This window comes from Acidovorax sp. GW835-FHT14G06 (assembly GCF_058793595.1).
The window spans coordinates 17,109-36,518 of record NZ_JBXAGA010000001.1; the positions used below are offsets into that span (position 1 = coordinate 17,109).

16 protein-coding genes are annotated in these 19,410 nt (G+C 65.2%); 10 read left to right on the forward strand and 6 right to left on the reverse strand.

The features are described 5' to 3' along the window. Window positions 1-90: 90 nt before the first annotated feature. The 4 genes from AC1Q64_RS00100 (at window position 91) to AC1Q64_RS00115 (ending at window position 4,369) form a co-directional block, all read left to right on the forward strand. Entirely contained in the window at window positions 91-1,779 is a 1,689-nt protein-coding gene (locus tag AC1Q64_RS00100) for a SulP family inorganic anion transporter (protein ID WP_492250015.1), read from the forward strand. Between the two features lie 91 nt (window positions 1,780-1,870). Continuing rightward, window positions 1,871-2,644: a GGDEF domain-containing protein gene (locus tag AC1Q64_RS00105; protein ID WP_291435755.1), complete on the forward strand. Its 774-nt coding sequence runs from the start codon at window positions 1,871-1,873 to the stop codon at window positions 2,642-2,644. Between the two features lie 10 nt (window positions 2,645-2,654). Next, window positions 2,655-3,509, forward strand: coding sequence for a MinD/ParA family protein (locus AC1Q64_RS00110; RefSeq protein ID WP_492250016.1), 855 nt, complete (start codon window positions 2,655-2,657; stop codon window positions 3,507-3,509). Window positions 3,510-3,595: 86 nt separating this feature from the next. Beyond that, a complete protein-coding gene (locus tag AC1Q64_RS00115; protein ID WP_492250017.1) occupies window positions 3,596-4,369 on the forward strand; it encodes a sulfurtransferase in 774 nt (257 codons plus the stop codon). A 53-nt stretch (window positions 4,370-4,422) separates the two neighbouring features. Here AC1Q64_RS00115 and AC1Q64_RS00120 read toward each other — a convergent pair whose 3' ends face one another. The 4 genes from AC1Q64_RS00120 to AC1Q64_RS00135 all read right to left on the reverse strand — a co-directional run bounded on the left by AC1Q64_RS00120 (window position 4,423) and on the right by AC1Q64_RS00135 (window position 7,257). After that, window positions 4,423-5,307: a pirin family protein gene (locus tag AC1Q64_RS00120; protein WP_492250018.1), complete on the reverse strand. Its 885-nt coding sequence runs from the start codon at window positions 5,305-5,307 to the stop codon at window positions 4,423-4,425. A 103-nt stretch (window positions 5,308-5,410) separates the two neighbouring features. After that, window positions 5,411-5,965, reverse strand: coding sequence for a flavodoxin family protein (locus AC1Q64_RS00125; RefSeq protein WP_492250019.1), 555 nt, complete (start codon window positions 5,963-5,965; stop codon window positions 5,411-5,413). Between the two features lie 135 nt (window positions 5,966-6,100). Continuing rightward, entirely contained in the window at window positions 6,101-6,514 is a 414-nt protein-coding gene (locus tag AC1Q64_RS00130; RefSeq protein WP_291435745.1) for a DoxX family protein, read from the reverse strand. A gap of 41 nt (window positions 6,515-6,555) precedes the next feature. Then, entirely contained in the window at window positions 6,556-7,257 is a 702-nt protein-coding gene (locus AC1Q64_RS00135; RefSeq protein WP_291435743.1) for a pirin family protein, read from the reverse strand. A 104-nt stretch (window positions 7,258-7,361) separates the two neighbouring features. On the opposite strand from AC1Q64_RS00135, the gene AC1Q64_RS00140 reads away from it, so the two are divergent. The 5 genes from AC1Q64_RS00140 (at window position 7,362) to AC1Q64_RS00160 (ending at window position 12,403) form a co-directional block, all read left to right on the forward strand. Continuing rightward, window positions 7,362-8,300, forward strand: a complete 939-nt coding sequence (locus tag AC1Q64_RS00140) for a LysR family transcriptional regulator (protein WP_492250020.1) — start codon at window positions 7,362-7,364, stop codon at window positions 8,298-8,300. Between the two features lie 97 nt (window positions 8,301-8,397). After that, entirely contained in the window at window positions 8,398-9,531 is a 1,134-nt protein-coding gene (locus AC1Q64_RS00145; RefSeq protein WP_291435739.1) for an NAD(P)/FAD-dependent oxidoreductase, read from the forward strand. After that, window positions 9,528-10,541, forward strand: a complete 1,014-nt coding sequence (gene gluQRS, locus AC1Q64_RS00150) for a tRNA glutamyl-Q(34) synthetase GluQRS (protein WP_492250021.1) — start codon at window positions 9,528-9,530, stop codon at window positions 10,539-10,541. The genes AC1Q64_RS00145 and gluQRS overlap by 4 nt, the downstream gene beginning before the upstream one ends. After that, window positions 10,538-11,308: a tRNA (guanosine(46)-N7)-methyltransferase TrmB gene (trmB, locus tag AC1Q64_RS00155; protein WP_492250022.1), complete on the forward strand. Its 771-nt coding sequence runs from the start codon at window positions 10,538-10,540 to the stop codon at window positions 11,306-11,308. The genes gluQRS and trmB overlap by 4 nt, the downstream gene beginning before the upstream one ends. A gap of 39 nt (window positions 11,309-11,347) precedes the next feature. Then, window positions 11,348-12,403 (forward strand): GGDEF domain-containing protein, encoded by a 1,056-nt coding sequence (locus AC1Q64_RS00160; RefSeq protein ID WP_492250023.1) that lies wholly within the window; start codon window positions 11,348-11,350, stop codon window positions 12,401-12,403. Between the two features lie 108 nt (window positions 12,404-12,511). Here AC1Q64_RS00160 and AC1Q64_RS00165 read toward each other — a convergent pair whose 3' ends face one another. Then, window positions 12,512-15,490, reverse strand: coding sequence for an HD domain-containing phosphohydrolase (locus AC1Q64_RS00165; RefSeq protein WP_492250024.1), 2,979 nt, complete (start codon window positions 15,488-15,490; stop codon window positions 12,512-12,514). Window positions 15,491-15,590: 100 nt separating this feature from the next. Further along, on the reverse strand, window positions 15,591-18,218 hold the full coding sequence (alaS, locus tag AC1Q64_RS00170) for an alanine--tRNA ligase (RefSeq protein WP_492250025.1): 2,628 nt from the start codon (window positions 18,216-18,218) through the stop codon (window positions 15,591-15,593). 255 nt (window positions 18,219-18,473) lie between these two features. Between alaS and AC1Q64_RS00175 the strand changes: the two genes are divergently transcribed. Then, window positions 18,474-19,391, forward strand: a complete 918-nt coding sequence (locus tag AC1Q64_RS00175; protein WP_492250026.1) for a dihydrodipicolinate synthase family protein — start codon at window positions 18,474-18,476, stop codon at window positions 19,389-19,391. Window positions 19,392-19,410 lie beyond the last annotated feature (19 nt).

The window sequence follows — 19,410 nt, forward strand, 5'->3', positions numbered from 1 at the left end:
AGCCCGCAAAGACCACTGCCCGAAGGGTTGGAGCGAAATCGTAAACAGGCCCTTAGCCGCAGTCCCTGCAGGGCGGGCGACAATCGCGGCATGACCGTGTCTTCGCTCGCCCGCTGGCTTCCTTTTTTGAAATGGCCCCGCCCTGACCGACAACTGCTCAAAGGCGAGTTCTGGGCGGGCATGACGGTGGGGCTGATGCTGGTGCCCCAGGGCGTGGCCTATGCGGCGCTGGCGGGCATGCCGCTGGTCACGGGCATCTACGCGTCGCTGATTCCGGCGTTGGTCGCCGTGCTGTTCAGTTCATCCACCCGGCTGGGGGTGGGGCCCACCGCGCTCACCAGTTTGCTGATCGGCGCCTCGCTAACCGGCCTGGCCGAGCCAGGCAGTGCGCAGTGGGTGGCCCTGGCGGCATGGATGGCCCTGCTGTCCGGTCTGCTGCAGATGGTGATGGGCATGGCGCGCTTTGGCTGGTTGCTCAACCTCGTGACCTCGCCCGTACTCAATGGTTTTACGCAGGCGGCGGCGCTGCTGATCCTGGGGTCGCAACTGGGGGCACTCACCGGACTGCGGGCAGCCGACTGGGGCGCCTTGCTGTCCACGCCGTCGCTGGGGCTGTTTGACCTGACGGCAGCGGGCTTCGGCCTGGGCAGCCTTGCGCTGCTGATGCTGGCGCGCCGCGTGTTGCCCCAGTTTCCGGCGGCCATCGTGGTGGTGGGTGCTGCGGGCGCGTTGAGCTGGGCCCTGGGTTATGCCGATGCAGGTGGCGCGGTGGTGGGCGCCTTGCCATCGGGCTTGCCAGCGCCCTACTGGCCAGGCACCCTCCCCTGGTCCAGCTTCAGCGCGCTGGTCATGCCCGTACTGGTAGTGACGCTGGTGAGTTTTCTGGAGACCGCATCGAGCGCCAAGGTGGAAAGCCAGCGCTCCAAAGAGCAGTGGAACGAAAACCAGGACCTCATTGGCCAGGGCCTGGCCAAGATCAGCAGTGGCCTGTGCGGCAGTTTTGCCACGAGTGCGTCGTTTTCACGCTCGGCCATCAACCTCTACGCCGGTGCCAAGACGGGCTGGGCCACACTGTTTGCGATCAGCCTGGTGCTGGTTGTGCTGCTGTGGATGACGCCTGCGCTGTACCACGTCCCGCAGTCGGTGCTGGCGGCCGTAGTGGTCACGGCCGTCACCAGCCTCATCAAGCCGGGCACTCTGCTGCGGCTGTGGAGGGTGTCGCGGGTGGAGGCCGTGATCGGCGGCGTGACCTTTGCCCTGACCCTGGCCACGGCTCCGCGCATGTACTGGGGTGTTCTGGTGGGCCTATTGATGAACCTGAGCCACTTTCTTTACCAGCGACTGCACCCGCGCATCATTGAAGTGGGCCTGCACCCTGACGGAAGCCTGCGCGACCGGCATCTGTGGCAGCTCCCGCCACTGGCGCCCCGGCTGCTGGCGTTGCGCATGGACGCGGAGTTGGACTTTGCCTCGGCCAGCGCCCTGGAGCGGCGCGTCACAGAGCACCTGACCGCCCACCCCGAAGTGGTGCACCTGTGCCTGCTGGCGCAGCCCATCAACCGCATCGATGTGACTGGCGTGGAGACTTTCGCCCAATTGCTGACGCAAATGGAACTGCGGGGCGGCACATTGCATCTGAGCGGGCTGAAGCTGCCTGCAGAGCAGGTGCTGCGCCAGGCCGGACTGCTGAAGTTGGGCCCCGGACTGGCCATGTACCGCACCGACACCGAGGCTTTGGCGGCACTGCAGCAGCTTCCCGAGCCGGTGGCCAGGGTGTAGGCCGGGTTTCACCTACCGGGCTCTCGCCTCGCGTTGGCCCTGTTATTGCTGACGCGCTGGTACACTTATCCAACTCTTTTTGTTCCAATTTGTGTCTGACTCTGCGGCCTCTCATCTGGTAGATCTGCGCGAACTTCGCCTGGATACTGCCCACGCGCTGGTGGCTCAGGCCGGTGGCAGCGAGACAGCACTGCACCGCGAGGTGCCTTCGCTGTACCTGCAGGGCCTCATTGATGGCCTGTGCGAGCTGTCGCTCAAAGACCCCCTTACTGGCCTGGCCAACCGCAGACATTTCCGCGCGGTGCTGGAACGCGAGATCGACCGGGTGACGCGCTCGGGCGAAGCGGCACTGCTGCTCATGCTGGACATCGACCACTTCAAAAAGGTGAACGACACCCACGGACACCTGGCTGGTGATGTGGTGCTCCAGTCCGTGGCACGGACGCTCAGCGCCTGTGTGCGCCCCATGGACACCCTGGCACGCTACGGCGGTGAGGAATTTGCCGTGGTGCTGCCTGCCTGCCAGGCCGCCTTTGGCCGGGTGGTGGCAGAACGCATCCGCCGTGCAGTGGCCAACACGCCCATCCGTATCTCCCCGACCGTAGAGCTGAACATCACGGTGAGCGTCGGTGGCGCCTTTGCGATGCAATGGATCCGCTCCACCACTCTGCTGTGGACCGACCGCGCCGATCACCAGCTCTACCAGGCCAAGGCGTCGGGGCGCAACCGCGTCAGCATCGAGGAGCAACCCGACAGCACCGTCAGTGCCGAAGAGAAAAGCCTGTTGTTTGGCCCGCTCTACACCCCCTCGGGTTGGGGCGATCTGCCTCCACCGGACCCCAACCCAACAGGCAGCGCCTACTGAAAGTTAGATGATGAGCGACGCGCTGTCCCCCCAACCTACAACGCCTGCGGCCCCTGCAGGCCCTGTCACACCCCTGGCTTCTGCCGCCCCCGGAGCACGCATCATTGCGGTGACCAGTGGCAAGGGCGGTGTCGGCAAGACTTTTGTATCGGCCAACCTGGCCGCCGCCCTCACCCGCCGAGGCCAGCGCGTGCTGGTGCTCGACGCAGACCTGGGCCTGGCCAACCTGGACGTGGTGCTGAACCTGCACCCCAAGATCACCCTGCACGATGTGTTCACCGGCAAGGCCGCGCTGGATGAGGCCGTCATCACTGCCCCCGGTGGTTTTGACGTGCTGCTGGCCGGTTCGGGCATGGTGGAGTATTCGCGGCTGACGCCCGAGGTACGCAACCAGTTCCTGAGCGTGATCCAGGCCCTCACCCCGCGCTACGACGTGGTGCTGCTCGACACCGGTGCCGGCATCTCCGACGTGGTGCTGTTTTCGGTGTCTCTGGCCTCCGAAGTGCTGATCGTGGCCACACCGGAGCCCACTTCGCTCACCGATGCCTATGCCGCCATCAAGGTGCTGGCCATGCAGCAAAAACGCCAGCATGTGCGCATGGTCATCAACCAGGCGGCGCGTCCGGGCGATGGCCGCGCCATCACCAGCCAGCTTCAGCAGGTGCTCGACCGTTTCGTCAGCACCGAATCCGGCCGCCCCATGCGTTTGATCCACATGGGCGACATTCCGGCCGACCCTTCGGTGCGCGACGCCGTGATGCGACGCCAGTTGCTGCTGTTGCAAACCCCTGGCTGCCCGGCTGCATTGGCCATTGCCCAGCTGGCCAACAAAATCGAGTCCACGCTGCTGTCGCCTGCGGCCTGACCTGAAAACGCCGGCTGCGCCCCAGGCGCAACCTGGCCACTGTGACCCACAGGCCCGCCAGCGGGCCTTTGTGCATTTTTACTGCCGTGAACACCACCGACACCGTCCTCAACATCTCCTGCTACAAGTTCGTGCCGCTGCCCGATGCCGCCGCGCTGCGCGATGTGCTGCATGAACGTGCAGTGGCCGCACAGCTCAAAGGCACCATCCTGCTGGCAGAGGAAGGCATCAACTTCTTTCTGGCAGGCACGGCAGAGGCGGTGAGGGGTTTTGTCGCGCAGCTGCACGCCGATGCCCGCTTTGCAGACCTGCAGCCCAAGGAAAGCTGGTCGGCCTCCGTGCCGTTTCGCAAGATGCTGGTCAAGGTCAAGCGCGAGATCATCCGCATGGACCACCCCACCATCCGCCCCGCTGCAGGCCGCGCGCCGGCTGTGGACCCTGCCACGCTGCGGCGCTGGCTGGACCGGGGTCACGACGACGAGGGGCGCGAGGTCGTCACGCTCGACACCCGCAACGCATTCGAGGTGGACGAAGGCACGTTCGATAACGCCATCGACTGGCGCATTGACAAGTTCACCGAGTTCCCCCCGGCACTGCGCGCACACAAAAGCGAGCTGCAGGACAAGACGGTAGTGAGCTTCTGCACGGGTGGCATCCGCTGCGAAAAGGCAGCCATCCTGATGCGTGAGGAAGGCCTGTCACATGTCTACCAGCTGGAGGGTGGCATCCTGAAATACTTTGAGCTGACGGACGGTGCGCACTACCACGGGGGGTGCTTTGTGTTCGACGAGCGCCGGGTACTGGACACCGGGCTCGCCACCGACACACCCACGGCGACCGGAGAAATTGCTATCAAATAATGAGCTAACAGCGCACTATTTACTGGCGCTACAGCCCATTTTCGATACAAACCTCACGCTTTGAACCGGTGTTCCGGCAGGGGAATCCACTCCACCTCATCCGGCACTTGGCCCATCACCTGGGCCTCCCAGTCGCTGGCTGCCTTCACGATGCGGTCCTTGCGGCTGGAGACAAAGTTCCACCACATGTGGCGCGGCGCCTCCAGGGGCTCGCCGCCTATCACCATCAAGCGCACGGCACTCTGGCCCGCCGTCAGATGCAGCGGCTGCCCGGGCGCTGCCACGGCCAGGATGTGCGCAGCCACCTCCTCACCGTTCATCGACACCGGTGCATCGACGGCGTACACCGCGATCTCAGGCACCAGCGCCGGGATCTCCAGCGTGGCGCCTGGCGGCAACTGCACGTCCAGGTACAACGTGCGCGAATAGGTGGCCACCGGCGAGGTCTGACCAAACGCCTCACCGATCAGCACCCGCACCGTGGAGCCATCCACCTGAACCTCCGGAATGGCCTCAGCAGGCGTGTGCACAAAGGAAGGTTCTGCTTCTTCGTGGGCCACTGGCAACGCAGCCCACAGCTGAATGCCATGGTTCACGTAGGCCTGGTTTGCCAGACTTTCCGGGCGGCGCTCGGAGTGCACGATGCCTCGCCCCGCCGTCATCCAGTTGATGGCACCAGGCTCGATCTGCTGCACATAGCCCAGGCTGTCGCGGTGCATGATCGCACCCGAGAACAGGTAGGTCACCGTGGCCAGGCCAATGTGCGGATGGGGCCGCACATCGTGGCCCGCCTCAGGCTGTACCGCGACCGGGCCGAAGTGGTCAAAGAACAGGAAAGGCCCCACCGCCTGCCGCTGCACCGCAGGCAGCAGGCGCCGCACCGTGAAGCCCCCTCCGAGGTCCTTGGCATGGCCTGAAAGACGCAGCGGCGCACTCATGACAGCACCCCCACGGCATCAGTGGCGGGTGCAAGGGAGCAAAGTGGGTTCATGGGGCATCTCCTGGGTGGCTGAACACAACATTGGCGCCAGCCTACCAGTTTCAGCCGCCCAACCTAGCAGCGATCTGCGCCACGCGCTGGCCGAACTGCTTGCCGGTTTCCAGATCGCCAGGGAACATCTCGGCGGCCGATGCATCCGATGGCGACTGCGCCATGGCGCCGCTGAAGGATCCGATCCAGTTCACATCGTTGCGCGTAGCGGCTTTGGAGTTGGCGGGCATCATGCCGGTGCCCACCCACACGCCGCCATGCTGCATGGCCAGGTGGAACAGGTAGTCCAGGGTGACCTGCTTGTCGCCATTGGTGCTGGCACTGTTGGTGAAGCCTGCGAACAGCTTGTCCTTCCAGGCCTGGCTGAACCAGGGCTTGGAAGAGGCGTCGGCAAACTTCTTGAACTGCCAGCTGGGGCCCGCCATGTAGGTCGGCGAGCCAAAGATGATGGCGCTGGCAGCGGCCAGCGTTTCCCAGCCGCCTTCGGGCAGGTTGCCCTCTGCATCAATGGCGACCAGCTGGGCGCCCGCGCCCTCAGCCACGGCCTGCGCCAGGCGTTGCGTGTGACCATAACCCGAGTGGTAAACAACTGCGATGTGTGCCATGAGATAACTCCTGTTGAAACGATGAGGGAACGAGACCAGGTGAAAGAACTAAGAACAGAACTACAACCAACTGCGAGATTGAATGCCAGAACCCGCACCCCTGCAGGTTGCAGGCCCTTTTTCACACAGATGGGATCAACGGCCCGAGCGGCGTGCGTCCAGACTCCAGGCGCCGGCACCGAACGCTGCCAGGGCCAGCAGGCCACCGGTCACGCCCACGTTCTTGAAGAACATGAGCTGCTGCATCATCTGCTTGTCGGCGGGCAGGCTCCAGTAAGCGTGAAAGAAGAAGCTGGCCACCAGCGTGAAGAAGGCCAATGCAAGCGCAGCAAACCGGGTACCCATGCCAAAGATGAGCGCCAGGCTACCCAGCACTTCCACAGCCGCCGCAATGGCCGCCGCCACCGTGGGCATGGGCATGCCCACCGACGTGATGTAGCCCACCGTGCCTGCAAAGCCGGTGAGCTTGCTGATGCCCGCAGGCAGGAACAGGGCGGCCAGCAGCAGGCGCGATGCCAGGGCCAAAGGGTTTTGCAGGGATGTGAACATGGTGAAGAACTCCTGAGTGAAAGTGAGTACGACGTAAACGATCAGGCGGCCAGGTCAAACACCAGCACCTCGGCATCGTGGCCATGGGTCAACGACAAGGTGGTTTCTTTTTCCATCAGCAGCGCATCACCGCCCGACAGCGCCTGGCCGTTGGCGCTGAGCGAGCCGCGCACCAGGTGCACATAGGTCTTGCGGGCGGGGTTCAGCACCAAGGTGACGGACTCGTCACCATCCAGCAAACCCGCATACAACGCCGCATCGGCATGGATCTTTACGGACCCTTGGGCACCATCAGGCGAGGCCACCAGGCGCAAAGCGCCGCGCTTTTCAGCCTCGGCAAAGGTCTTTTGCTCGTAGCTGGGAGGAATGCCTCGCACATTGGGCTCGATCCAGATCTGCAAGAAATGCGTGGTCTGGCCTTCAGCGTGGTTGAACTCGCTGTGCTGCACGCCGGTGCCTGCGCTCATGCGCTGCACATCGCCGGGCGGAATGCCTTTGATGTTGCCCATGCTGTCTTTGTGCGCCAGCTCACCAGCCATCACATAGCTGATGATTTCCATGTCGCGGTGGCCATGGGTGCCAAAACCCGTGCCTGGCGCAATGCGGTCTTCGTTGATGACGCGCAGGTTGCCAAAGCCCATGTGGGCAGGGTCGTAGTACCCGGCAAACGAGAAGCTGTGGAAGGAATTGAGCCAGCCATGGTCGGCGTGGCCCCGGTCTTGCGATTTACGAACAGTCAGCATGTGAGTGCTCCTTTCAAGACTCGACTGTAGGACCGTAGCCACCTCCACGGGCACAGGCGGATTGATGGCATTGTTCAAATAATCTGAATTAACATGGCACCACCATGCAAAACGCCCGCGATGTCCTCACCCCCGATGCGCTGACCATGCTGCAGGTGATTGCCGAGGCAGGCAGCTTTGCCGCCGCCGCACGGCAACTGGGCCTGGTGCCCAGCGCCCTCACCTACCGCGTGCGCCAGATCGAAGATGCACTGGACGTGCTGCTGTTTGACCGCAGCGCACGCCAGGCCCGTCCCACCGAGGCTGGGGTCGAGCTGCTGCGCGAAGGCGCGCGCCTGCTGCAGGACGTCGATGCCGTGGCCCACCGCGTGCGCCGCGTGGCCACAGGCTGGGAGCCGCAGCTCACGCTCTCCATCGACGGCATCATCTCGCCGCACACCATGCTCGAGCTTGTGGACGCGTTCTACGCCATGAAGCCCCCCACGCGCCTGAAGCTGCGCGACGGCATCATGACCGGCACGCTCGAGGCGCTGACGTCCGGCCGGGCAGATCTGGCCATTGGGGTATCGGTGGCGGGCAACAACGTGGCGGGCATGCAGCAGGGCACGCTGGGCGATGTGCTCTTCATCTACGTGGTGGCGCCCCACCACCCGCTGGCCACGGCACCCGAACCCATCTCCGACGCCACGCTGCTCGAACACCGAGCCGTGGCCGTGGCCGATTCGGCCACGCGCGGCGGTGCCACCATGGGGCTGTTGGGCGGGCAAGACGTGCTGACGGTGGACACCATGCAGGCCAAGGTGCGCGTGCAGTTGCGCGGACTGGGCGGCGGCTTTCTGCCCGAACCCATGGTGCGCCCCTACCTGGAGGCCGGGCGCCTGGTGACGCGCCGTGTGGCCCGGCCCGAACGCAACGTGCGCGTGCACTACGCCTGGGGTGGCCCTGGCTTCACTGCACCCGGCCGTGCGCTGCAGTGGTGGCTGAACCAGCTGCAAAGTCCTGCCACACGCCGTGCTCTGCTGGAAAACCACCATCATTTGTGACCCTGATCAAGCGCTCACAGGCCAGCACCACGTGTAGAGTGGTTGCTGTTGGTTTTGCATCGCATTTCTTTTGCCGACCGTCACCGAAAGGCCCCCCATGAGCAAACCTGATCCTCTCCCCGCCAAACGGCTCCGACGCACCAGCGCCCCCGAACCCGCAGCCCCTGCAGCGCCCACCACCTCTTCCGGCAAACCCCAGCGCCACTTCGCCATCATTGGCGCAGGCATGGCCGGCATTGCCTGCGCCCGCACACTGGTGCAGGCCGGCCACCGCGTGACGGTGTTCGAGAAATCGAACCAGGCCGGCGGCCGCACCGCCACCATCGATAGCCCCTTTGGCAACTTTGATGCCGGCGCCCAGTACTTCACGGTGCGCGACCCGCGTTTTGCCCGCGCCATCGACACCGTGCCCGGCATCTGCAAACGCTGGAGCGCCAACTCCGTCCAGGTGCTGGACGCCGCAGGCCGCGTGGCCGCTGTGGGCCTGCCCCACCGCGAGGCCCATTGGGTGGCCAGCCCGGGCATGCAGTCGCTGGTCACCACCTGGGCCGACCCCCTGGTTCAGGCAGGTCAGCTCATCACCCACACCCGCGTCACCCGCATCGAACCCGACGCCGTGAACGCGCCGGGCTGGCAACTGCGCACCGAAGGCGCTGGCGGCGAGCAACATGTGTACGCAGGCTTCGATGCCGTGCTGCTGGCCCAGCCCTCCGTGCCTGCGCAGGCCCTGATTTCCGGCTCTGGGCTCGACTCCCCGCTGGCCGATGCCATGTCCAAGGTCGCCATCGCGCCCTGCTGGACCCTGATGCTGGCCTACCCCCAGGCCGTGCGCCCGGGCCTGACCACGCTGGGCCCGCAATGGAACGCCGCGCGCAGCACCCACCACCGCATTGCCTGGCTGGCGCGCGAGTCGTCCAAGCCGGGCCGCAACGTGGTGGAGCGCTGGACGGTGCAGGCCAGCCCCGCCTGGTCGGCAGAACACCTTGAAGACGACGAAGCCCGCGTGCAGGCCAAGCTGCTCAAGGCGTTTGCCGAGGTCACCGGCATCCGGGCCGAGCCCGCGCATGCCGACACCCGCCGCTGGCGCTATGCGCAGACCACCCACCCACTGGGCAAGAGCCACCTGTGGGACGCCAAGGCCGGGCTGGGCGCATGCGGAGACTGGTGCCTGGGGCACCGGCTCGAAGACGCGTTTGTGTCGGGCCTGGAACTGGCACTTGCCGTGGCATGACGGGGGGCGTGGGCGCAACGCCGCGCCCTGAAGAGCGCGCTTCAGGGCGCTCTGTGGGGCCATATGTCGGGAGATTCGCCCCCTCCCCCACAGGCCCGCTGCATGCGGGCTCTTTGGTTGCGGCGCTGGCCAGCTGGCTGGACGCACGCGCACATGGCGGGCGTTGGCTGGTGCGCATTGAAGATGTGGATCAGCCCCGCTGCGTGCCAGGGGCCGACGCCTTCATCCTGCAGCAACTGGCCACCTGTGGCCTGCACCCGGATGCACCGCCCCAATGGCAGTCAGCGCGCAGCGGGCTGTATCAGCAGTCTCTGGATCACTTGATGGCGCAGGGCGATGCCTACCCCTGCGCCTGTTCGCGCAAAGACATCGAAGACGCCCATGCGGCGCGGGGCCATGCGCGTGAGCGCCATGCGGCACTGCCCTACCCGGGCACCTGCCGCCATGGGCTGCGCGGCCGCACGGGGCGCTCCTGGCGCTTCAACGTGACCGACTTCAAGCCCAAACAGCCGCTTGCGCTAGTGAATCGTGCCTGGGGTGCTACATATTCAATAGCAAATGGAGCGTTGTATTGGCACGACCGCCGCCTGGGCCACCAGCAGCAACAGGTCACCACTGCCGTGGGCGACTTTGTGCTGCGCCGAGCTGACGGGCTCTGGGCCTACCAGCTGGCCGTGGTGGTGGACGACGCTGACCAGGGCATCACCGACGTGGTGCGGGGCGAAGACCTGGCAGACAACACGCCCCGCCAGATCCTGCTGCAGCAGGCCCTGGGGCTGCCCACGCCGCGATACCTGCACACCCCGCTGGTGTGCGGCGACAACGGCGAAAAGCTCTCCAAACAAAATGGCGCGCAGGCGCTGAACCTGCAGATCCCCTTGTTGGCCCTATCGCAAGCCGCACAGGCACTGGGCCTGCCCGCTGTGGCAAATCTGCACAACATTTGCGTACCCGACGCACTGGCACAGTGGGTGGCAGCGTGGCGACGAAACTACAATGGCCCACCGTGACCGAATTGACTACCGCTTCCGCCCCCACCAGTGCCGCGCCCGCCGCAGCCGCCCCCACAGCGCCCACCGTCCAGGGCGCAGCCCCTGCCGGGGTGGCCCACCCCAAAACCATCAAGAGCTTTGTGCGCCGAGCCGGCCGCACCACCACCGGCCAAGCCAAGGCCTTTGAGGACTTTGGCCCGCGTTTTGTGCTGCCCTACGCCCCCGCCCCGCTGGACGCCACCGCCACCTTTGGCCGTAACGCGCCGCTGGTGCTGGAAATCGGCTTTGGCATGGGCGAGGCCACGGCACACATTGCCCGCGTACGACCAAACGACAACTTCCTGTGCTGCGAAGTGCATGAGCCCGGCGTGGGCGCCCTGCTCAAGCGCATTGGCGAGCAGGAGCTGACCAATATCCGCATCCTGCAGCACGACGCCGTAGAGGTGATCGACCACATGCTGCCGCCAGGCGTTCTCGACGGCGTGCACATCTTCTTCCCAGACCCCTGGCACAAGAAAAAACACAACAAGCGCCGGCTGATCCAGCCCCCGCTGGTGGCCAAGCTGGCCGCCCGCCTCAAACCCGGTGGCTACCTGCATTGCGCCACCGACTGGCAACCCTACGCCGAGCAAATGCTGCAGGTGCTGAGCGCCGAGCCCTTGCTGCAAAACACCGCAGACGGCTTTGCACCACAACCCGACTACCGCCCGCTGACCAAATTTGAGAACCGCGGCCTGCGACTGGGCCATGGGGTGTGGGACGTGGTGTTTGTGCGCCGTAACTGACCCAACGACATGCCCCGATCGGCCCTCACCTCACCGCCTATGAAACCCATTCTGCAAAACCTGGTGGAGATGACCGGTCACCGCGACCACCTGCGGCTGGAGGTGTCGGTGCTGTCCACGCTGCAAAAGCTCAGCAGCATCATCGAAGTGCGGGCCCTGGAGCTGTTCACGGATGGTGGCGTGCCCCATGTACGGCCCCGCACCTGGGTGGACAACGGCCAGTTGGTATCCACCGATTCCGAAGCCGCCGCAGACCCCCGCCGCGAGCCTCTGGACCAATACCCCGCCCTGCGGGACTGCGTGGACAACCATGGCGAGAGCGCTCTGGCTTCGCCACGCCGAGGCCGCCATGTGCTGTGGCTGCCGGTGTGGATGCACGACAAGGTCAGCACCTGCTTGGAAATCACGCAGTCGCGCCCGTTCTCGGCCCACAAGCTCGACGTGCTCATGGGCGTGTTTCAGGTGTACCAGAACTACCAGAGCCTGCTCGACTACAGCGAGCGTGATGCGCTCACCGGCCTGTTCAACCGCAAGACGTTTGACGAGCAGTTCTCCCGCTACACCATGAGCGGGCTGGCCAGCCGGACGGGCGCCGTTACCGAGTCCTTTGCGGCCGAGGAAACCGCAGTGGCCAGCGACAACGAGCCCGTGCAGCAATGGCTGGCGGTGGTGGACATCGACCACTTCAAGCAGGTCAACGACCGGTTTGGCCACCTGTATGGCGACGAGGTGCTGATCCTGATCGCCAACATCCTGCGCAGCTCTTTCCGCAGCCATGACCGCATCTTCCGCTTTGGCGGCGAAGAGTTTGTGGTGCTGCTGCGCTCCACCACGCTGAGCACCGCCCACAAGGTGTTCAACCGATTCAGGCTGGCCGTTCAGGAGTACCACTTCCCGCAGGTGGGCCAGGTCACGGTGAGCCTGGGCTTTGTGAGCACCACGCGCGGCTCGCCCGTGGAGATCCTGGGTCAGGCCGACCAGGCGCTGTACTACGCCAAGGAACATGGCCGCAACCAGGTTTGCTTCTATGACGATCTGGTGGCCAGCGGTCAGCTGGCGACCAAGGTCGCCAACGACGACGTCGAGCTGTTCTGAACGGGCCGGGCCCTTTGGTCCGCTGTGCGCTGCTCCAAGGCTGGCCCGCGCAGGAACGCATTGCCCCATCGTCCACCCCATCGTCCACCGTAGGGCGCTTTGCCCCTCTCAGCCCAGCGACGCCAAAATGGCCTCCACATTGACCTCGTCGCGCTGCGCAGGCGTCAGAAAGCGCTCTGCGTAGTCGCGCCACACGCCGCTGGTCAGGAAGAAGCGGAACACCTCGGCATCGATGTGCCGCTCGCGCACCATGTGGGTCATGATCTTGAGCGACTCGGACAAGGTCTTGGGTGGCTTGTAGGGCCGGTCGGCCGCAGTCAGCGCCTCAAAAATATCGGCCAGAGTCATCACACGGTCGGCCAGCGTCAGCTCTGGCGCCTTCAGGCGCCGGGGGTAGCCGGTGCCGTCCAGCTTTTCATGGTGGGACCCGGCGATCAACGGCACACGCGCCAGGTGCGGCGGAAACGGCAGACCGCTGAGCATGATGATGGTCTGCACGATGTGGTCGTTGATCTTGAAGCGGTCCTCGGCCGTGAGCGTGCCCCGCTGGATGGACAGGTTGTGCAGTTCGCCAAGGTGCGCCTCGTAGGGCGGCAACACCATGTCAAAGCCCCAGCGATTGGCGGGGTTCCCAGGCTCCACCGGCGGCTTGCGTGTGCCCCAAGGCACGGTGTGTTCCGGCCGGTCGGCCAGCAGCGGCTCGTTGGCAGGCAAGGGGCGCACCGGCACGGTCGAAAGCCGCAGCATCTCGGCGGCCGACAGGCCCAGGCGGTCGTCAAAATGCCGTTGCCATATCTGGCGGCCAACGGTCTTGAGGCGGGCAATGTCCGCCTCGGCCATGAATTCGCCCCCCACGTTGCAGCGGGCTACAAAGGCAAAGTCTTCCTGCAGTTGTTCGCGCCGCTGCAGCAGCTCGCGCTGCAGGCGCACCGGGTCCACGCCGGACACATGCTGCTTCCAGTAGTCCAGCTCAGCGTCCCGCCACAACACCTCAAAGCGCATGCGCACCTCGTGAATGCGGTTGTAAAGCGTCTCCAGCTTGGTGGCCTTGTCGATGATGTGCTCGGGGCTGGTGACCTTGCCGCAGTCGTGCAGCCAGGCACCCAGGCGAAATTCGTAGCGCTCGGCATCGGTCATGACCACCTGGGCAAATGGACCGTCCTTGGCTGCACACATGCGGTCCATCAGCGCCTCGGCCAGCTGGGGCACACGCTCGCAATGACCGCCGGTGTAGGGGCTCTTGGCGTCGATGGCATCGGCCAGCAGACGGATAACGGCGTCCAGCAGCTTCTTCTGGCCTTCGATCAGGCTGCGCGTCTCGATGGCCACCGACAGCGTGCCCGACAACCTCTCGACAAACGCCCGGAAATGCGCATCGTCCTGCGTCTGGTCAGCGATGTAGCGCAGCACCAGCAGTCCCAGGGGTTGGCCGTCACGGGTGCGCAGCTGAACCCGCAGCACGCGCGCGGACTCGGTGTCGTCGTCTTCGTGCTGGTCGCCGGGTTGGGACTCGGTATGGTTGATGAAATGCACCATGGCCAGGTGCTCGGGGTAGCGCGACTGCTGCTCCGGGTCTTCGCAATGGCGGGCCGCGCGCAGCAAGCCGGTGCGTTGCGTGTCCACGAGGTATACCGCACCGCCGGTGCAACTGGTGGCGCGCACCAGCTCATACAGCACGCTCGACAGCATCAGGTCGGTGCGCGACTCGGCGCTGATGTGGTGGGTGATGTGCAAGAACTCCTGGATGGTGTCGGACATGCGGTCCATCACCTGCCCCAGGTCGCGCACCTCGCGCACCGGCGACACCCGCCGTTCGGGCCGCCGGAAATCAAACCGCGCCAGCGCCCTGGCCTGCAACGCCAGCCCGAACAGACTGCGCCCTACGCGTCGGCCGGCCAGCCAGCCCAACGGCAGCATCAGGCCGATGAGCGACACCGACAGCCACACCTGCTGGCGCAGGTTGTTGTTCACCTCGGCCAGCAGCTCTTTGGTAGGAATCGCCATCAGGATCTGCAGCCCCTGCCAGCGCATCGATGCCAGCGGCAGCGAACGGCCCAGCCATTCCTCGCCGTCGGCCTGCAAGCGGCGTGACTCGCCATCTTTCAGGCCCAGCGCCTGCAGCGTATGCAGGCTGGGCACACCCAGGTCGTCCAGGGCACGCAGCCGCAGGCTCGGCGTATTGCCATCACGCAGTAGCACGCGTGACATGTCGGGATAGGCCAGCACGCGGCGGTCCTTGTCCACCACCGCGATCTCGGTGCGGGGCATCAGGCGCAGGCCACTGATCTCATGCCCCAGGTCGGTCAGGGCCACGTCCAGGCCAATCACCGCACGCCCCTCCTCGCTGGGCTGGCTCAGCGTGATGCCCACCTCCTGCGTGGTGAAGAACACATAGGGTGCCGTGAGGATCTGGGTGTTCTGCTCCAGCGCCTCGGCGTACCAGGGGCGGGTGCGGGGGTCGTAGCGGTATTCCGGGCGCACGGCCGAATTGATCAGCCGCAGGTCCGCGTCGTAATAACTCCAGCGCCCCACCATGCCCGCCAAGCCGCGCTCGCGCGCCATGGACTGCACCAGGTACGCCGTTTTGGGCGGTGCATCCAGCCGCACCCGCAAGGCCTCGTTTCGCACCGGTCGCACCAGCAAAAACTGCCCGTCCGGGTAACCGATGAACACCGCCGACAGCAGCGGGTTCTGCTCCAGCAGCCGCGCCAGTACAGGCAGGCGCCGCAGCCGCGCTGACAGGGTGTACGCAGAGGCCACCGGGTCGAACGCCAGCAGGCGAATGGTGGCATCGGCCGGGTCCACGATGCGATGCACCCGTTCGGCAATGAGCTGGCTGATGCGCTGCGCACTCTCGTCCGACGCCGCGATGATGGCCTGGCGTGCGCTGGTGCTGACCTGATACACCAGCAACGCTGTCAACAACAGCATGGCGGTGACCACCACGGTGGCGATCAGGACCTCAAAGGGGATGGTGATGCGGCGCCACCACGGCAGGTGGCCGCCTTGGCCCACCGAAGCAGCGCCCGTACCGCGAAGCACAGCGGACGGCGGCGGGTCTTGGGGGCTGTCGCGCAGGGTGTCCATGCGCTGCACTTTAGGGTGAAAGCTGGCGTTCCGTCACCCTCTTTTTGGCAGCCATGGCTGCCACACCACAGCGGCTGGTGCCGCTGTGGTGACCGGTACATCAGCCCAGTTGCTGCGTGACCCAGCCTGTCACCGAAGCCAGCGCCGCTGGCAGCTTGGAGGCATCGGTGCCGCCGGCCATGGCCATGTCGGGCTTGCCGCCGCCTTTGCCACCCACTTGCTGGGCCACAAAGTTGACCAGCTCGCCGGCCTTGACCTTGCCCACGCTGTCGGTGGTGACGCCTGCAGCGATCTGCACCTTGTCGCCATCCACGGCGGCCAGCACGATGGCAGCGGTCTTGAGCTTGTCCTTGAGCTTGTCCATGGTGTCGCGCAGGGTCTTGGCGTCGGCACCCGGCAGCGCGGCAGCCAGTACCTTGAGGCCCTTCACCTCCACCGCCTGGTTCACCAGTTCGTCGCCCTGGCTGGAGGCCAGCTTACCCTTCAAGGCAGCCACTTCCTTTTCGAGCGCGCGGGCGTTGTCCAGCGCCTGGCTGATGCGGCCGTTGAGCTCGGCCACCGGCGCCTTGAGGGTGCTGGCGGCCTGGTTCACGGTGTCTTCCAGGTTCTGCAAGTACGCCAGTGCGTTGGCGCCGGTCACGGCCTCAATGCGGCGGATGCCGGCAGCCACACCACCCTCGCCCACCACCTTGAACAGGCCGATGTCGCCCGTGCGCTGCACGTGCGTGCCGCCGCACAGTTCACGGCTGGTGCCGATGTCGAGCACGCGCACGGTTTCGCCGTACTTCTCGCCAAACAGCATCATGGCGCCGGTCTTCTGGGCCGACTCGATGTCCATCACGCGCGCTTGCGTGGGCTGGTTGGCCAGGATTTCTTCGTTCACACGGCGTTCGATCTCGCGGATTTCAGCCGCCGTCACGGCGCCGTTGTGTGTGAAGTCGAAGCGCGTGCGGTCGGCATTGACCAGGCTGCCCTTTTGCTGCACATGGCTGCCCAGCACTTCGCGCAGGGCCTTGTGCATGATGTGCGTGACCGAGTGGTTGCGCATGGTGGCAGCGCGCACGGCGGTGTTCACCTGGGCCTGCACGGTGTCGCCCACGTTCAGCGTGCCCTCTTCGAGCGTGCCGTGGTGGCCAAACACATCGGCCTTGATCTTGAGCGTGTCACCCACCGCAAAGCGTGCCGAGCCGCTGGTGATGACACCTTCGTCACCCACCTGGCCGCCGCTTTCGGCATAGAACGGGGTGGTGTCCAGCACCACCACGCCGTTTTGGCCGGCTTTCAGTGCTGCAGCGCTTGTTCCATCTACATAGATTGCTACGATTTTTGCAGTCGCTGCCAGGTGCTCGTAGCCGGTGAACTGGTTGGCGGCACCGGTGTACTCCAGCGCCTTGTCCATCTTGAACTTGCCGGCCGCGCGGGCCTGGGCCTTCTGCTTTTCCATGGCGGTCTTGAAGCCGGCCTCGTCCACTTCCACGTCGCGCTCGCGGCAGACGTCATTGGTCAGGTCGAGCGGGAAGCCGTAGGTGTCGTGCAGCTTGAAGGCCACGTCGCCGGGCAGCACCTTGGCACCGCCGTCCAGGGCCGTGTCCAGAATTTCCATGCCGTTGGCCAGCGTCTCGAAGAAGCGCTCTTCTTCCACCTTGAGCACCTCGGTGATGCGCTGTTCCTGCTCGCGCAGGGATGGGTAGGCGTCACCCATCAGGCGCACCAGGTCGGCCACCAGCTTGTGGAAGAACGGGGTCTTCTTGCCCAGCTTGTACCCATGGCGGATGGCACGGCGCACGATGCGGCGCTGCACGTAGCCACGGCCTTCGTTGCTGGGGATCACACCATCGCTCACCAAAAACGCGGTGGCGCGGATATGGTCAGCGATCACGCGCAGGCTCTTGTTGTTGAGGTCCGTCACGCCGGTCTCGCGCCCGGCGGCCTTGATTAGCGAGTCGAACAGGTCGATCTCGTAGTTGCTGTGCACGTGCTGCAGGATGGCGGCCAGGCGCTCCAGGCCCATGCCGGTGTCTACGCAGGGTGCGGGCAGTGGGGTCACGGCACCCGTCTCGTCCATGTTGAACTGCATGAACACGTTGTTCCAGATCTCGATGAAGCGGTCGCCGTCTTCATCGGGGCTGCCGGGAGGGCCGCCTGCAATGTGCGGGCCGTGGTCATAGAAGATTTCGCTGCAGGGGCCGCAGGGGCCGGTGTCGGCCATCATCCAGAAGTTGTCGGACTTGTAGCGGCCGCCCTTGTTGTCGCCGATGCGGATCACGCGCTCCGGCGGCAAGCCGATTTCCTTGGTCCAGATGTCGTAGGCCTCGTCGTCTTCCTGGTAGACCGTGGCCAGCAGGCGCTCTGGCGGCAACTTGTAGACCTCGGTCAGCAACTCCCAGGCCCACTTGAGCGATTCGCGCTTGAAGTAGTCGCCAAACGACCAGTTGCCCAGCATTTCAAAGAAGGTGTGGTGGCGCGCGGTGTAGCCCACGTTTTCCAGGTCGTTGTGCTTGCCACCCGCACGCAGGCAGGCCTGAACCGACACCGCCCGGTTGTACGAGCGCTTGTCGGTGCCCAGGAACACGTCCTTGAACTGCACCATGCCCGAGTTGGTGAACATCAGCGTGGGGTCGTTGCCAGGCACCAGAGGGCTCGACGGCACCACGGTGTGGCCCTTGGAGACGAAGAAGTCCAGGAAGGACTTGCGGATGTCAGCGACAGAAAAAGTGGGAGTGCTCATGGTGTTGTGGAGTGGTTGCACGCAGCAGGCAGGCCGCAGGACCCGCGCCTGCGCGCTGCCTGTCGCTGCCCCTATGGGGACCAACCTTTCATTATAGGTTTGCAGTCTGGCGGTCCGTGGCGGGAGGGCGACAGGGCGGGGACAGACGCCTCCGATCCACGCGCCAACGGATGCGGAAAAATCCGCTTGCGCGCTTTAAATATCTTGTTAATATATTAATAACCGCAACCCACCCACCGATCCAAGGAGCCCCTCGTGAACCCACAACCCCGCTGGCAAGGCATCTTCCCCGCCATCACCACCAAGTTCCACGCCGACGAGTCCATCGACGCCGAGGGCACAGCCCGCCACATCGACTTCCAGATCCGCAACGGCATCCACGGGCTGGTCACTTGCGGTTCTCTCGGCGAAGCCAGCACACTCACGCTGGAGGAAAAGCTCCAGGTCGCCAAGATCGCCCTCGAAGCCGCTGACGGCCGCGTACCAGTGCTGGCCAACGTGTCTGAAACCAGCACCCGCGAGGCCCTGCGCTACATCGACGGCGGCAACAAGCTCGGTGTGGCCGGCTACATGGTCATGCCCTCGGTGATCTACGTGGCCGACGCCCGCGAGGCCATGGCCAATGTGCGCGCCATGGCCGCAGCCGCTCAGCGCCCCCTGATGGTCTACAACAACCCTGTGGCCTACCGCGTGGACCTGAAACCCGAGCACATGGTGGAGCTGGCCGACTGCGAGTGGATCGCTGCCATCAAGGAAAGCACCGGCGACATCCGCCGCATCACCGACCTGCGCAATACCGTGGGCGACCGCTACCAGCTCTTCCTGGGCGTGGACGACCTGGCTTACGAAGGCCTGGCCCTGGGATGCGACGGCCTGCTGGCCGGCGTGGGCTGCGCCTTCCCGCGCGAAACCGTGGCGCTGTACGACCTGATGAAGGCTGGCAAATTTGCCGAGGCGTTGCCGCTCTACCAGTGGATGACGCCCATGCTGCACCTGGATGTGTCCAACAAGCTCGTGCAGAACCTCAAGCTCATCGATGCGCTGGTGGGTGTGGGCACCGAACACATGCGCCGCCCCCGCCTGCCCCTGGTGGGCGACGAACGCGCATTTGTCGAGAGTGTGGTGCGCAAGGCCCTGGCCACGCGCCCTACAAAATACCAGTCTGTCGCCTGAGACACTGAGCGCCCTACTC